This is a genomic window from Fimbriimonadaceae bacterium, assembly GCA_019454125.1.
Taxonomy (GTDB): Bacteria; Armatimonadota; Fimbriimonadia; order Fimbriimonadales; family Fimbriimonadaceae; genus JALHNM01.
This window is the reverse complement of sequence record CP075365.1, coordinates 486,525-501,371: the sequence shown is the minus strand read 5'-3', so window position 1 is coordinate 501,371 and position 14,847 is coordinate 486,525. Positions and strand designations below refer to the sequence as shown.

The window sequence follows — 14,847 nt, the reverse complement described above, 5'->3', positions numbered from 1 at the left end:
ACGACTGCCGGGGGGTCATTCCAGCCGATCATTGACTCAGCGCGGGTTCACAAGATGGCGGACGGCATGGGTCAACACGTTGGGGCAAGGGTCAGTACCTCGGTACGGATCGATCCCCGGGTCATTCTAGCAAGCCAAGTCCTGCAGCTCAACCACGCAGAACTACTGCAAGCGGTTGAGACAGAGCTTGCCGAAAACCCAGCACTCGAGAGAATTGAGGATTCAGAAACCCCGGTAACTTTGGACGAGATCCTTAAGACGGTTGCACCTGCGGAGTTGAAACCTTCCAGCGACAACCGTGAACTGCAACGGTCTCTTCCTCGCGATGGGGAGCAAGAGTTCGACTGGTTGGACTTCACGCCCGACAGCGACACTTTGTGGGACCACCTGCGAGCGCAACTTCTGCCGCAACTGCCTGATCATGAGAAAGACCTTGGCAATTACTTAATTGCTAGCGTCAATGATCGCGGTTACCTAACCGTCTCTTTAGAAGAGGTTGCTTTAGACTGTAATGTCACACTAGAGTCATCTGCGAAGGCGATCGAACTCCTGAAGCAGTGTGAACCTGCGGGGGTTGGTGCTAACGATCTTAGAGAGTGCCTTCTTCTTCAGCTCCGGGGACACAGTGAAGCCGACCACAGACTTGCGCGGACGATTCTTCGGCAAGACTGGGATCTCCTCGTACAGCGTGACGTCAGGGCCTTGAGGCGAAAGTACAAGACCAGCGACGAAGCCATTCGAAAAGTCTTCGAGATTGTCACCGGCCTGAACCCCTTTCCAGGTGAAGGCTTTAAGGCTCATGTCTGCATCGGTGCGGACCGGTCAGTGGGCGCCCAAGCGGACCTGGTCCTCGCACGGGACGAAACTGGGTGGCGCATTGAGGTTCCCGGCCCCACTGCCTGCAGTCTGCGAATCGACGACGCTTATGCGAGCCGTTACCGCCTCATCGCTAAGGGCAGAGTCCCGAAGGAGGAGCGGGGGCACATCCAGGAGTTTGTCGACCGAGCGAACCGCTTCATTGACGCGATTTCGCAACGGCATAAAACGATGCTCCAGATCGGCCGCTTCTTCGTGGAACAGCAAAGCGGTTTCGTCAGCACCGGAGACTATAAGTTTCTAAATCCCCTGACCAGGGTGCAACTTGCGGCGCATCTTGGTCTTCACGAAAGTTCAGTAAGTCGGGCGACAAACGGCAAGTTTGTGCAGATCGCGACAGGAGAAATTCTTTCCTTCGATGTCTTCTTCAAGCCCGCCCTACGCATCCAGAAGATGATTGAAGAAATCCTCTCGACGGAGAACCCCAGCTGTCCATTTAGCGACGAGTCCATCGCCCAGATCCTACACGAGAAAGGGGTAAAAGTCGCGCGTCGTACAGTGAACAAGTATCGTGACAAGACAAAGCTGCTCTCGAGCCGCCACCGCCGGAGTGCCTAGCGCTCTATCGTAACGAGCCCCGGATAGCCCTCTTGGCCATGAAGGGTCAGACGAATCGGCAGAAACTGGCGCATGAGCCATGCCATAGTGGTCAGTCTTCTGGTCACCTTGGGCGTTTCATATGTCGTCTTCCCTTCTGCGAGAACGGCAGGAAGCAACAGTTGGTCGGCTAAGTAAGTGTCGACACTTGTGCCGGAATCGATCCATTCATCCAGCGCCTTGCAGGCAGACCGACAGACGCTTTCCATCTGCATGCCACGTTGGCCCATGGCGCAGCCAGAGCCCATGCCAGAATCGAAATGCGCCGAGACTGTGACAAAAATTCCCGGAGTCTTTCCGGGAGCGTTAACCGATTCAATGTCCCCTTTCCAGCCACGAACAGCAAACAGCGAGCTCAGTTCTGCCGCGCCTCGCTCAGCAATATCGGGCGAAAGGTCAGAATACGTTATAACTCCACGAACTGATTGAAGTTGGCCACGTTTCGACCAATCAATCCCTTGTAGTACGCTCGGCTCGACGTCGACGGTGACTTCACCCTTGGAGCCGTACCCAAAGCCGGTTTGTGATTGCCGCGACGTCACGTAGAGCCCCTGAGCACGGTGGGCTGCTAAGGTTGTCGTTTCGAATGAGTCGTAAGTCAGCGTATTACTGTTATAAGTCTCCCCCTGGACGGTAACGCTGCTGAGCCCTCCCGTTCGCGCCAAAACGGGGAGGGCCGATTCTATAACAATCAACGCGTTGCCCGGCACCAGCCCCTGTTCAAAGGAGCTGATACTGACCTTCGATCGAATGGGCTTGGGTTGGGAAGCGGGTTGAAAAATGAGTTCAGAAGCCCCCATCTCGTCCCCTTCGACGTAGGCACGGCAAGAGTCTGCCATGAGCTTGACGAAGGCGAGGTCTTCGGCGGCCATTCCCTGCTTACGCATCGCACCGCGCACGCCATAAATTCGCACAGGTCGTTGCGTCAGTGTGGACATGGCTACCGCTGTCCTCAGAAGGGCTCCTCCACCCTCCCCATGGGCACCGTTAACCGCTAAGATATCCACGTTAGAGCTTCAGTTTGAAGATGACGTACTCGATGAACCGAATGGCATAAGTACCCATTAGCCAGAGGATGGCAATGAGGATAACCTCGTGGAACGAGGTGCCCGCCGCGCCGAGTCCTGTCTGCTCCGTGTTACCAGCGACCGAGGATTGGTCAAGTGTAGCCTTCCGCAAAACGACGTCCACTCCGGCGATCAAAGACTTTACACCTTCCGCCATGGGATCGTGGAACACGATGTAGGCTGCCACAAACAACAGAATTGTTACGGGGAGCAGCAGTTTGTACTTATGCTTCTGATGCTCATTATAGATTACGCACTGGCGGCACCTTTCAGCTTTCTGTTCGGGCAGGAGCTTGTTGTTGACGGGGATGTATTTCGCCGCTGCCACCATGTCGCTAGGTATGACTCTCCCTTCCATCGCGTTGCGAATGACGGACTCTTCGCACATGCATCCGACCCTTTCCTTCCAACAGGTCCGGCGAGCATGGTAAATGGGACACCGCTCCCTCACAAATTTTCGGCAATAGGGGAGTTGCCAGCACTTACCAAGGAAGATGTTGTTGATCTCTTTCTCTTCCTTTAGGCCCTTGCCATACTTGATTTGATCGGCCTTTGCACCCTCGCGCGAGCGGGTTTTTATGCGAGTTGCGACATCAAGGGTCAGCACGAGCAGGCCGACGATTCCGACCGGCAATCCGACGTTCGCAATCGCCTCTAGGGCTTGGGCGCCCTCCTGCCTCGTGTTCTGGCCCAACATCATGGGCAGGTAGGCCGGGGAAAAGTAGAGCGCGGCCGCTACGATAATCAATAGCGGACCAAGGACTTCCTCGCCCCAGGCCAGCCACGAAAACGCAATGGCAGCGGCAAAGGCACCGCACAAAGCCGCTTTGCTGAAAACCGCGATATTGTGTGACGCTTGGACGAGCGCGACACCGGAAGCTTCGACAGTTGCCGTGTATTGGAACACAAGCAGTCCGACCGCGATTAACGCGGTCAGAGTCCCAAGAAGCGCTAGGAGCCGGCAGGCGCGGTCCAGGAACGTGGAAATAGCGTCAGATACATTCATAGCCCACGAGCTCGGCAACGGACTTGGGGCCGCGTAAGCCCCTCACTTTCTGCTGACGCGTTCCAGGTACTCACCGGTTCGCGTATCGATCTTGATCACGTCGCCGACGGCGATATGCATGGGCACTTGGACGTCCGCGCCGGTCTCGACCGTGGCGCCTTTGGTGACGCCGCCGCTCGCCGTGTCCCCCCGGACGCCCGGCTCGGCCTCGGTCACTTGGAGCTCGACAAAGTTTGGAAGCTCGTAGCCGAGCGTCTCACCGTCCGCGACGAGGGCGGTCACTCCCGCTTCCTCCTTCAGGAAACGGGCTCCGTCGCCGATGCGGGATTCCTCGACACCGATCTGCTCATAAGAGTCCATATCCATGAGCGTGATCTCCGTGCCCGTCTTGAAGAGGAACTGGAAGTCTTTGCGTTCGAGGAAGCAGGGATCGAACTTCTCGCCGGAGCGGAAGGTCCGCTCCAGCGTATTGCCGGTCTTTAGTCGCTTAAGCTTTGTGCGAACAAAGGCTCCGCCTTTGCCCGGCTTAACGTGTTGAAACTCTATGATCTGATACGGCTCTCCATCCATATAGAGAGCGATGCCATTTTTGAAGTCGCTGGTGTCGATTGCCACGCCGGGGTTGCTCCGGGGGGATTTTGGCACATGGATCCCATTTCTGTCAGGTCACTTGGAACGGGCCAGGTACGCGTAGGCGTTGTGGGCGTGGATCGACTCCTCATTTTCCACTTCGACCTCGTACCGCAAAATCCGATCGTCGCTATCGAACCTCAGGGCCACCTCTCGCACCATGTCCTCGACAAACCTAGGGTTTTGATAAGCCGTTTCGGTGACCCACTTTTCGTCAGGACGCTTTAGGACCGGGAACAGCGCACAGGAGGCGGAAGCCTCGATCATCTCGATAAGTTCTTCTAGCCAGATGTGACCGTTCGGGACGACCTTAGCCGTTACCCAACCTCGCTGGTTGTGGGCCCCCGCGCTCGATATCTCTTTAGAACAAGGACACAGGGTTGTGACGGGAACGCGCACGAAAAGCTTCGATTCGAACTCCCCGTTTCCTTCCGCATCGAAGCCACATTCGAACTGCATCATGCCCTCGGCGCCCGTGACGGGCGCACGCTTCACCATGAAAAACGGGAAGCGGATCGCCACGTGCGCCTGGCGGGCGTGGAGACGGGAAGTCATCTGGTGGAGCATTTCCGGAAGGCTGTGGACGCTCACTTGGCGACCGGTCTGGTTGAGCACTTCCAAGAAGCGGCTCATGTGCGTGCCTTTGAATTCGCTCGGAAGATCGACAGTCAGCGTAAAGTCGCCGATGGTTTGTTGTTCGCCGTTATCCCGGTCCAAGACCGTTATCGGATATTTCACGCCCCGCACCCCGACTTTGTCGATCGGAATGTTGCGAGTGTCCTTGGTCTTCTGGATGTCCGGAAGCAAGGTCCCGTCAGTTACGTGGGTCGTTTCAGGCGTCTCCATAGCGGCTTTACTTTTGGGCAGTGCTTGCCCCCACTGGCTACGCACCGGGATGGACGCCTGTTCCAAGCGGCCTAACCGCACCAGCCGAAACGGACGGGAGCCATACTTCGCGACATGGAGATTGTGGAAGGCAGGCCGCAAGGGGCTGGGCGCCCTATCGCTATCGTCGCCGCCAGGTGGAACGAGATGGTGGTGAGCTCCCTCGTCGACGGGGCAGTTGCAGAACTGCGCCGTGCGGAAGCGATGGAGCCGACCGTGGTCTATGTCCCTGGCGCCTGGGAGATCCCGATCGTGGCCGGCGCACTGGTGGAGACCGGCCGCTTCGACGGGATCGTGGCCCTAGGGTGCATTATGCAGGGCCAAACGTCCCATGCGGGCCTCCTGGCTTCGCAAGTTGGATCTGCACTCATGAATCTGCAGACGGCGTTAGGCACCCCGATCGGCTGGGGGGTCCTCCTGCCGGAAGACCAAGACCAAGCCTTCGACCGAGCTGGGCTGAAGGCCGGCAACAAGGGTCGCGAAGCGGCGCTCGCCTGCCTGGAGACCCTAGACGTTCTCAAGAAAGTCCGAGACCTGGAGGACGCCGGGACGTTCGAATAGCATGGCGCCCATCCTCTTTCTCTTCCTGAGCTTGGACTCTCCGGGCGCGACGTTCAGCGCACCAGCCTTCCTCGGCCCACGGGACGTCGAGTGCCTTTGGGTCACGAGCCGAGTGCAACTTGACCTAAGCCGCGCGGCCTACGAGACGACGACGCTTTTCCACAACCCTGGGGAAAAGCCGGTCAAAGGAACGTTGCAGTTCCAAGCGGATCGCCGCAGTTGCTGGCCCGGAACGACCCCGAAGATGCGGGTCGGCGACCACGAGGTGACGCTCCAGCACAACGAGGGGACGGCGGCATACTCCGCGCCGATCGAGATGAAGGCGAAGTCCTGGGTGCCCGTCCGGTGCGCCGCATCGTTCCGGGTGCAGCGGTCGGGGCCGGACGGCGTCGAGCGCTGTGTCGCTTTCCGCATCCCTGCCCAAAGCCGCCCCCTGACTGACTTCCAGTTCAGCATTTCCTATAAGCCGGGCGTCGTCTTCCAGGTCGTGGAGACGATCCCGCGTCGAGGCTGGGAAATCGGGGCCAAAGGCGCTTACATCCGACAGCGGCGTTTGGACGCGGCCGAGGGCGCGACCGTCTCGTTCCGCTATTATCCTGCTGGGTTTGAACGGATCGGAGACGACGGTAGCGTGCGGTGAACTTCTCGTTGCGGAAGTGTCCCTAGACGCGCGTGCAGGCGGCGCCGAAGCGATCTATACATATTTAGCCGATGAAACTGTCACAATTGGTCGGGCACACCTGGTTCCTTTGGGAGCCCGCCACGAAATCGGCTTTGTCACGGCCCTGCGGCGCGTCGCACCTGCCGACCTTGGTTTCGACGCCCGGCGCCTGAAGCCCCTAGGGCACCGCATCGAAGGCCTGGACTTGCCCGCCGCCGTCATCGACCTCTTGGTGGAAACGGCCCGCACGACGCTCTCGACGGTTCCCAACTGCATCGCCTTGGCCGTCCCACCTGGCATCCGCGAGCGGCTTTTCACCGAGTGGCGGCTCGCGGAGGAGCAACCGGAAGGCGTCTTGAGCGTGGCGGAAGCCGAAGTTGTCAAGGTCTTGCAGGAGAAGGGCGAGTTGACCGACCGCCGGACCAAACCCGTGGCGCCCGGCGCGCGGCGTACCCTGGCAGGGCTCGAAGCGCGCCGCGTGGTGACCCGAAGGATCGTCCTCGGCCAGCCTCGGCAGGTGGGCCGCTCGGGCCAACAGGTTCGCCTGATCGGAGACGAGGCGAAGATCGAGGGGTTTCTTCGAGGGGCCGGACGGCGCAAGCCGGCCCAATCGGCCACGCTGCTCCAGCTGCGCGGGGCCTCTTCGGGCGCGTTCACGATCCAAGAGATCAAAGCGCTCGCAGGGGTCAGCAGCGAAGTCGTCGACGCGCTGATCCGGGCCGGACTCCTGGAGGAAGTCGGGAGCGAGCCCGAGGGCCCCCGACAGCAGCCGCCCGTTCCAAACCGAGACCAAGAGGCGGCCATCCATGAGATCGAATCGGCGATTCAGGCTAGACGGTTCGAGCCCTTCCTTCTGTACGGCGTCACGGGGTCGGGCAAGACCGAGGTTTATCTCCGCGTAGCCGAGGCCGCGTTAAAGTCTGGGCGCCAAATCTTATACCTTGTGCCAGAGATCGCCCTGACCGCACAGGTGATCTCCCAACTCCGCGAGCGCTTTGGGCCGCAAGTCGCCGTCGTCCATTCCAACCTCACCCCGGGGCAGAGGCTCGAGACATGGCTGCGGATCCGCGCGGGCAAGGCGCCGATCGTACTCGGCGCCCGCTCCGCCCTCTTTGCGCCTTTCGAGTCCTTGGGGCTCATCGTCGTCGACGAGGAGCACGAGGGCAGTTACAAGCAGGACAAGGCCCCCCGGTACGACGCGCGCGTGCTCGCCAAATGGCTCGCCCAGCGGCACTCATCCGTCATCGTCTCGGGCTCGGCGACACCAAGCCTCGAGGCCTATTACGAGGCGACGGCGGGCAAGCGCAAACTCGCGCGCCTGCCGAACCGCACCGCCAACGCCCGGTTGCCGGAAGTCGAGATTGTGGACTTGGGCGAGCTCTACCGGACAAAGAAGCCGGCGATCCTGAGCCCGCGGCTCGAGGAGCTGATCGAGGCCACCCTCGAGCGCCAAGAGCAAGCGATCCTCTTCTTGAACCGGCGCGCATACGCACCGTTCCTCATCTGCCGGGATTGCGGCCACCGCGCGACGTGCCCAAATTGCAGTGTCTCGCTGGCCTTCCACCGTCGGGCGAACCAGCTGCTCTGCCACCAATGCGGGCACACGGTCCCCGCATCCTCGCTGTGCCCAGAGTGCCAGGGCGAGCACCTGCTGCCTTTCGGGATCGGCGCGGAGCGGGTCGAGGAGGCGGTCGCAAGCACCTTCCCCCATGCCCGGGTCGCCCGGCTTGATCGAGATGTGGCGGCGCGAAAAGGAGCCCTGGACGAGATTCTCACTAGGTTCCGACTTCAAGACCTGGACATTCTCGTCGGAACTCAGATGGTAGCGAAGGGGCTGGACTTCCCGAAGGTCACCCTCGTCGGGGTGATCGCGGCCGATGTTTCGCTGGCCGTGCCCGACTTCCGCTCGTCCGAGCGAACTTTCCAACTTCTCTCGCAGGTCGCCGGCCGCGCGGGCCGGGGCGTTTCCCCGGGTCGGGTCGTCATCCAAACTCTGAACCCGCGACATCCCTCGATCGTGCTCGCAAGCGAACACGACTATGAGAGCTTCTTTCTGGAGCAGATGAGCGAACGGCAAGGCGCGCACTACCCGCCGCTTTGCCGGCTCGTCAACGTGATCGTATCAGGGCCGGACCGCACGCTGGTCACCAAAGCCTCTCACGAGATCCGCGCCGAGATTACGCGCCTCCTGCCTCGCGCGCAACCGATCGGCCCGGCGAGCTGTCCCATCGAAAAAATCCAGCAGAATTGGCGGCGTCATGTGTTGGTGAAGCTACCGCTCGGCCTTGATCCAACACCCCTGGCCGCCCTGGCACGCCATTCTAAAGGGACTCTCGCGATCACGATCGACGTCGACCCGAACACCCTCGCGTGACCTTACTCGCCGTTTGGCGTGGCCGCATCAAATGCGCAGCCCGAGCTGAGTTCGTCAGGCGCCTCTGAAACGTTTTGGACGATCGCGTCGCGACCCGCTTGCTTAGCGACCGATTTGTTCAAGTCCTGCAACATCTCCTTGTTGTAACCCGGCCACTGCTTGACGACCTTTCCATCCCGCCCGACAAGCGAGACGTAGACAGAGCGCTTGACATCGAAGAGCTTGAACATCGCTCCCCCGCCCGCCAATGCCATGGGGTATGTCACGTTGAGGTCTTCCCTATAACGCGCTGCGTCGTGGGGGGCGCCGTCGATCACGCCTACGAACCGGGCGCCCTCGCCAAACTTCTTTGCCAGCTCGTTGAAGAACGGCTGAGCCTCCATACTGCAGGGGCATCCGACTTTGGTAAACACCAAGACCAGCGGCCCATTCTTATACTGATCTGCCAGATTCAGCGGCTTTCCGAAGCTATCTTGGAGAATGATCTCCGGGCACTCTAGACCCTTGATGGCTTCCGTGCGAGCGAGCATCGGCTCGGTCACCGGGTGCCGGACTTGATCTAACAAGTTCGGCGCCTCTGAGACAATTGTGCCCGGAGACCGGTTGAAAGCCTCGTTCAACAACCAACCCGAGAGGCCCGCCAACACCAGTCCGAAAAGGGTTAGGAGGAGAAGCAGTCGGGGCACGCCACCATTGTAACCAAGCGCGCCCAATCGCGCCGGGAGCCCGCCGCCCGACGGGCCATAATGAGGCATGGCGCAAAGGTTGCCTGAGTGGTTGACGATCCGGCTTCCCCGCCCTGATACCATTCGCGACGTCCAGCAAATGGTTCGGTCTAAGAACCTTCATACCGTCTGCGAGAGTGCTCGATGTCCAAACTTGCCCGAGTGTTGGAGCAAGAAAACCGCGACGTTTATGATCCTCGGGGACACATGCACTCGCAGCTGTGGGTTCTGTGCAATCAAGGTCGGACGCGGGCTGTCCGTGGATCCTGACGAACCCAAGAATGTGGCACTGACGGCTCGGGATATGGGGATGCGCCACGTCGTCGTCACCAGCGTCGCCAGAGACGACCTTAAGGATCAAGGCTCGGCACAATTTGCCGAAACGATTAAAGCCTTGCAGGAAGTGGTTCCCGGCGTTATCGTCGAAGTTCTCACGCCAGACTTTCGCGGAGATTTGGAGTGCATCCGCACTGTTTGCGAAGCCAAACCCGACATCTACAACCATAACATCGAGACGGTTGCAAGACTTCACACTATTGTGCGCCCGCAAGCCAAGTACGATCGAACCCTCTCGGTCTTGCGTAACGTCAAGCTCGAATATCCGTACATCTTTACGAAGTCGGGAATCATGCTTGGTCTCGGCGAGAGCCAAGACGAAGTCGTAGCGACACTGCGCGATCTCCGCCAAGCTAACGTTGACGCCGTTACAATCGGGCAGTATCTGCGCCCCACCATGCGCCACTTGCCCGTTGTCGAGTACGTGCATCCGTCGATCTTTAAAGAATATGAGACGATCGGTGCCGAACTTGGGTTCTCGTTCGTGGCTAGCGGCCCCTTTATCCGCAGTTCCTATAACGCGATTGCGTTTAGCGAGAAAGTGCTGTCCTCGCGACTGGAAGATCTGCAACCCATTCCGATACGCTAAGCGTGTTAGCCCATGTACGGGATTTTGCAACGGCTCTTGCTCCCCTTGTTTCAATGGGTTGTGCCGTCGCTCATCCTTTTTATGGGCGGACTCTATGCAATTGCCTGCTTTCAAGTTCTGTTATCCCCGGGAACGCCTGCTTCGCTCCCTTATAACAATGGCGGGAAGACGTTCAGGATACGCGTAGAGAACTATAGCGTTGATCTCGAAATGCGACAGGCTCATCTAACCGGCCTGAGCATTGAGGGAGCTAAACGCACTATCGCACGAGTTTCTCGGGCTGATATCCGCATGGTCGGAGGAACCATTGCGGTTGTTGCTACCCAAGGAGACATGACCGTCGAACACCTGGGTGGCGGTAGCTACGATATCATCGATTTGGTTCCTGGTGGCCCCCCAAAGGGGGAAGAGACACCTTTTACGCTCGCGATTGATTCCGTAAGCATAACCTATATCGACTCTTCTAAATCGCCGCAACTCTCCACTAAACTACTCGTGGAAGGGCTCAACGTTGCATCAAGCGGTGATTTGTCCCTTTCGCACGGCACAGTCTCTGCACCCGGGATCAGGCGTTCGGAGTTAACGGTCCAAACCGGGTCGCATGATCTACTCTGGGTCCGGCTGCAATCAAGGAACTCGGATTATCGAAGCGCCCTTCCCTTTATCACGCGACTTGTTGAAAGTTCCTCCGAGTCGATACCAAGTTGGACGGCCGAACGATTTAGCGTCGACGGGACCATCGAGTTTCTGAGAACGGCAGATTCCAAACCCCTCGCCTACGGCACGGTCTCGATCGAAGGGGATTCTGTCAACTTACCGGGATACCTTAACGATGCTCGCGTACGGATCATTGCGTCTGGCGACTCTATAACGACCAATGTCGTAGCCAATGTCTCACAAGCACAAGACACTTTATCCGCGAAAGGCGCTCTACAGTGGGAACCTAGCCCCAAATTGGTCGCTGATGCCCGCTTGACCTCTGCATCTAGAAGGGGTCTTCCCTCCGAGATTACCAAGCTACTTCCTCGAGACTTGCAGTATTCGCAACTCGATGCTAAGGGAAAGGTGGCGACGGAGGGTGAAAAAGTCTATGCACAGGGCCTCTTTCGTGCTAGCAGGATTGTGGCCGAAGGCCAGCTGTTAAGCAATATAACCACAAGGTTTGTCCTAAACGACAAACTGCTGGCCCTCTCTAGCACCTCGGGCTCCTACGAAAACCAGCGGTTTCAGGCTTCGGGAATTCTCGATCTAGCACGCAACTCGGTACATGCTCGGATTGACGCGCGGCGACTCGACTTGGCCAAAATCGGCCAGCGCTACGACGTTCCTTATCTGGCCGGGACTGGCGACGCCGAGATCCTTGTGGAAGGCCCGCTGGCGCGGCCGAACGTTGAGGTTTTTTCGCGCGGTTCGTGGCTCGTCCGAGACTTACCGCAGCTTGGTGATAAGCGGTTTAACTACACAGCAAGGGCGTCCATAAAGGGCGATACTTTGCTTTTACGGCAGTTTGCCGGCACTTCTCAGGAGGGCAACCTCTTGGCCCGTGGTGAGGCGAACCTCGCAAACCGGAAGCTCGCGTTCCAGGTCGCCGCTGAGAATGTCGAAGTGCGCACCGAAGCGGAAGGCGCGAGAGTCCTTGTCAACGGTCGTTCATCGATAACGGGGACATACGATGCCCCGCTGATTACGTACGAGCTAGCAGCAAAGAGTAGGGGCGAGACATCCAGCGTGTTTAATGATGCCGTCGTAAGCGGCACGTACAAGAATCAGGAGATTGTCGCTGATCGTATTATCGCTACGGCACTCAACGGCTCTGTTTTCGGAAGGGCCTCCCTGAATGTTAATTCAGGGAACCTTCGCGGTACTTTTTCGGGGAGGAACTTCCGTATTCCTGACCTTGATACTCCTGACGTTTTTGGAACTGTCTCGGTTCGAAACGGGGTCATCAGTGGCTCACTTGAGGATCCGATTGTTGAAGCTACCCTAGAATCGAACAATCTTTATCTGCTCAGATCGGAGGCCAGCATGAAGCCGAGTCGCTTCCTTCTCAAAGGAAGCACGGTGACAGTTGAAGAGCTACAGGTTTCGGTGCTTGGGGGAACAGCAGAAGCAAGCGGCACTTATGATATTCGCAGCAAAGCGTGGTCGGGGCAGGGCACCGTTACCGCTTTAAATTTAAGGCAGGTACCAAGAGATCTGACGGCAGATGTCCCGTTGACCGGCGCGTTATCTGCAACGTTCTTCGGCGCTGGCGGCGCTGGCGTGTCAAGCAGTGGCCGGCTCGAAGGTCGCTTGACAGACTTGACGGCCTCGGGCGCCCTATTGGGCAGCGGAACTTTGGAAGCGAACCTTGTCGGCCGCAACCTTAGCGCTAATGGCACCCTCGGCACGGTTGAAAGATATATTGAGCTTTCAGCGTTGAACCTTGACACAGAAGACCGGAGCTGGACGGCTGAAGCGTTGGCCTATAACGTCGACCTCGGCCCCCTGATCGCAGCGTCGAAGGCTAGTTGGAGTCTTGAGGATGCGACCCTTCGCAACACTCTAGAATCGCTAGCCGGTAACGGCTCTGGCACGGTCATGGCGAGATCTTCGGGCGGCTCCGCAGAAATCCCTTATCTATCAGTCACGCTGAGTGACTTGGTCGTTAGCGGACGCCAAGCTGGAGCGCTTACCCTATCCGGCTCGAAAGCAAGCACAGACTTTGATTTGAGCTCTCTAGAATGGAACACTGGCGCTGGTCTTCTGACTGCTAATGGGTCGCTTTCTGGTGACGATGAGTTGACCGGGAACGTCGATATCGTGGGCCTTGACCTTTCGTGGCTACGCACCATAAACCCTGAAGCACCTCTGGTAGCTGGGACTCTTTCGGTGACGGCTACCCTGAGCGGAACGGTGAAAGAACCGGTCGGCAGGGCCAGCCTTTTCGCATCCCTTTCCACTATCACCGGCAAGGATGGAGAAGTGGCACGAATTCCAGCGAGTGTTAACATCGATGAAGCTGTGATCTCCAATAAAGGAGTCGATGCGAGCGGGAAAGTAACTTATCAAGGTTTCTCGGGGACACTTTTAGCAACTGTTCCCTTTGAGGCGCTCGCGGAGAACGCAGATTCTTCCAAGAAAGCAATTGTCTCAGCAGAATTCGAGTCACGACCGCTCGAAGCGTTCCGTGATTATATAACGAATATCCGCTATGAAGAGTCAGAAGGGACTGTTTCAGGAAGCGCGCTTTATACCTTTGACCGGGACACAAGAAACCTGACGGCTACGGCTAGAGTCCGGGCCACGCGACTTTCGTTAGAAAACCCAGACCTTGTGCTCCGCGACGCAGATTTGGAGCTGAACCACGAGAACAACATCACGACGCTCACCGCAAACGCCCAGAGTGGAGAAAAAGGGGAAATCGCGGCCGAGATCGTCGCCACGACACCGAGCCTTGAAACAGCCATCGACGGGCTTTCCACGTTTCTGGCTGGAGAGATAAGGGGCAATGTACGAGTTGATCGGCTAAGGCTTTCTCAAACCTTGGATGCGGCGAGCCCCCCGACTTCTGGATACGTTAGCACTAACCTCACACTTTCGGGCACCCTGGGGAGGATCAGCACCGCAGGATCGGTTACGTTAGAGAACGCCCAGGTTTATCCCACAGAACTAGCGACCGCGTCAGTGAGCGAAGCCCCTGTTCTTGAGATCCTGTTTGATAACGTCGCGATAAATGTTGGCCAGGGCAGCCGCATCGTGACGCCGGTAGGAAACCTAGAGCTCGCGGGCTCGGGCGTCCTCGCTGGATCACTTGCAAACCCGGCGCTCGACTTGCCCTTGATGCTACAAAGCGGGGAGCTTCGCTTGCCCACGACGTCTGTCGCGCTTCAGCCTGGCGGCCGTGTACGAGCCCTGCTCAGCCAACTCGATAGCGGCTTGTCCATTCCGCGGGTGGACGTTAACCTTGAAGGAACGAGCCGCATCGTCGCGCGCAGCCCGCTTGGCCAGTTCGAGCCTTATCGCATAGACCTCTCCATCCGTGGCAACCTCTTAGACGGTGATTCGCTCGTGATCACCGGCGTCAGCGATCCGCCCGGCCTCTCGACGAGCGAGATTCTCGCAGTCTTGGGCCAGCGCGACCTGGTCGAGGGCCTGGCAGGAACTACATTTGGCGGCGGGGACCGCGATGGTTTCCTGCGCGAGACCGCTTATTCGATCGCAGTTCCCGCGCTCACGCGCGGCATCAGCAACGAGGTAATGAAGGCCATCGGACTCGACTTCCTCGAAGTGACCTATAACCCGCTTCAGGGGTTTGTCTTGAACGCCGGCAAGTTGCTCTCGAAGCAGCTTGTCCTGGAAGCAGTGCAAGAACTGGAGAGGAGGGGCGGCACGGCGAGCAATTGGGAACTGCGCCTGAGCTACCGACCGCCGTTCGCCGCTTTCCTGGGCCGCACGCGCCTCAGCCTTGCGGTGACGAACACGGTGCCCTGGCGGCTCTCGATTTCGTGGAGCAGACGGTTCTGAGGCGAGCGGCCTAGGCCTTCGAAATCGGGTAGCA

The 14,847-nt window shown here is 58.6% G+C and carries 11 protein-coding genes; 6 read left to right on the top strand and 5 right to left on the bottom strand.

Annotated features, from left to right (window positions below; translation table 11 throughout):
- Positions 1-54: 54 nt before the first annotated feature.
- On the top strand, positions 55-1,434 hold the full coding sequence (gene rpoN / locus KF733_02530; GenBank protein ID QYK56360.1) for an RNA polymerase factor sigma-54: 1,380 nt from the start codon (positions 55-57) through the stop codon (positions 1,432-1,434).
- On the opposite strand, the gene KF733_02525 is transcribed toward rpoN, so the two are convergent.
- The 4 genes from KF733_02525 to KF733_02510 all read right to left on the bottom strand — a co-directional run bounded on the left by KF733_02525 (position 1,431) and on the right by KF733_02510 (position 5,022).
- Complete coding sequence (locus KF733_02525; protein ID QYK56359.1) at positions 1,431-2,411, bottom strand: hypothetical protein; 981 nt, start codon at positions 2,409-2,411, stop codon at positions 1,431-1,433. The two genes, rpoN and KF733_02525, sit on opposite strands and share 4 nt — an antisense overlap.
- Before the next feature lie 70 nt (positions 2,412-2,481).
- Complete coding sequence (locus tag KF733_02520) at positions 2,482-3,546, bottom strand: hypothetical protein (protein QYK56358.1); 1,065 nt, start codon at positions 3,544-3,546, stop codon at positions 2,482-2,484.
- Between the two features lie 42 nt (positions 3,547-3,588).
- Positions 3,589-4,116, bottom strand: coding sequence for an elongation factor P (gene efp / locus KF733_02515; GenBank protein ID QYK57152.1), 528 nt, complete (start codon positions 4,114-4,116; stop codon positions 3,589-3,591).
- A gap of 96 nt (positions 4,117-4,212) precedes the next feature.
- Positions 4,213-5,022: a GTP cyclohydrolase I FolE2 gene (locus KF733_02510; GenBank protein QYK56357.1), complete on the bottom strand. Its 810-nt coding sequence runs from the start codon at positions 5,020-5,022 to the stop codon at positions 4,213-4,215.
- Between the two features lie 114 nt (positions 5,023-5,136).
- Between KF733_02510 and ribH the strand changes: the two genes are divergently transcribed.
- The 3 genes from ribH to priA are packed head-to-tail and all read left to right on the top strand — an operon-like array spanning position 5,137 to position 8,657.
- Positions 5,137-5,622 carry a 6,7-dimethyl-8-ribityllumazine synthase gene (ribH, locus tag KF733_02505; protein QYK56356.1) on the top strand — a complete coding sequence of 162 codons (486 nt, stop codon included), beginning with the start codon at positions 5,137-5,139 and terminating at the stop codon, positions 5,620-5,622.
- 1 nt (position 5,623) lies between these two features.
- A complete protein-coding gene (locus KF733_02500) occupies positions 5,624-6,262 on the top strand; it encodes a hypothetical protein (GenBank protein ID QYK56355.1) in 639 nt (212 codons plus the stop codon).
- Positions 6,228-8,657, top strand: coding sequence for a primosomal protein N' (gene priA, locus KF733_02495; GenBank protein ID QYK56354.1), 2,430 nt, complete (start codon positions 6,228-6,230; stop codon positions 8,655-8,657). Before KF733_02500 ends, priA begins: the two co-directional genes overlap by 35 nt.
- Before the next feature lie 2 nt (positions 8,658-8,659).
- On the opposite strand, the gene KF733_02490 is transcribed toward priA, so the two are convergent.
- Positions 8,660-9,343, bottom strand: a complete 684-nt coding sequence (locus tag KF733_02490) for a redoxin domain-containing protein (protein QYK56353.1) — start codon at positions 9,341-9,343, stop codon at positions 8,660-8,662.
- A 67-nt stretch (positions 9,344-9,410) separates the two neighbouring features.
- Here KF733_02490 and lipA point away from each other — a divergent pair, with 67 nt between their 5' ends.
- Both lipA and KF733_02480 read left to right on the top strand, forming a co-directional pair.
- Positions 9,411-10,307, top strand: a complete 897-nt coding sequence (gene lipA / locus KF733_02485; GenBank protein QYK56352.1) for a lipoyl synthase — start codon at positions 9,411-9,413, stop codon at positions 10,305-10,307.
- Positions 10,308-10,319: 12 nt separating this feature from the next.
- Positions 10,320-14,813 carry a hypothetical protein gene (locus KF733_02480; GenBank protein QYK56351.1) on the top strand — a complete coding sequence of 1,498 codons (4,494 nt, stop codon included), beginning with the start codon at positions 10,320-10,322 and terminating at the stop codon, positions 14,811-14,813.
- The last annotated feature ends 34 nt before the right edge of the window (positions 14,814-14,847 follow it).

Coding starts and splice junctions, on each gene's coding strand:
- rpoN (QYK56360.1), top strand. CDS start 55: ATGGCGGACGGCATGGGTCAACACGTTGGGGCAAGGGTCAGTACCTCG.
- KF733_02525 (QYK56359.1), bottom strand. CDS start 2,411: ATGTCCACACTGACGCAACGACCTGTGCGAATTTATGGCGTGCGCGGT.
- KF733_02520 (QYK56358.1), bottom strand. CDS start 3,546: ATGAATGTATCTGACGCTATTTCCACGTTCCTGGACCGCGCCTGCCGG.
- efp (QYK57152.1), bottom strand. CDS start 4,116: ATGGATGGAGAGCCGTATCAGATCATAGAGTTTCAACACGTTAAGCCG.
- KF733_02510 (QYK56357.1), bottom strand. CDS start 5,022: ATGGAGACGCCTGAAACGACCCACGTAACTGACGGGACCTTGCTTCCG.
- ribH (QYK56356.1), top strand. CDS start 5,137: ATGGAGATTGTGGAAGGCAGGCCGCAAGGGGCTGGGCGCCCTATCGCT.
- KF733_02500 (QYK56355.1), top strand. CDS start 5,624: ATGGCGCCCATCCTCTTTCTCTTCCTGAGCTTGGACTCTCCGGGCGCG.
- lipA (QYK56352.1), top strand. CDS start 9,411: ATGGCGCAAAGGTTGCCTGAGTGGTTGACGATCCGGCTTCCCCGCCCT.
- KF733_02480 (QYK56351.1), top strand. CDS start 10,320: ATGTACGGGATTTTGCAACGGCTCTTGCTCCCCTTGTTTCAATGGGTT.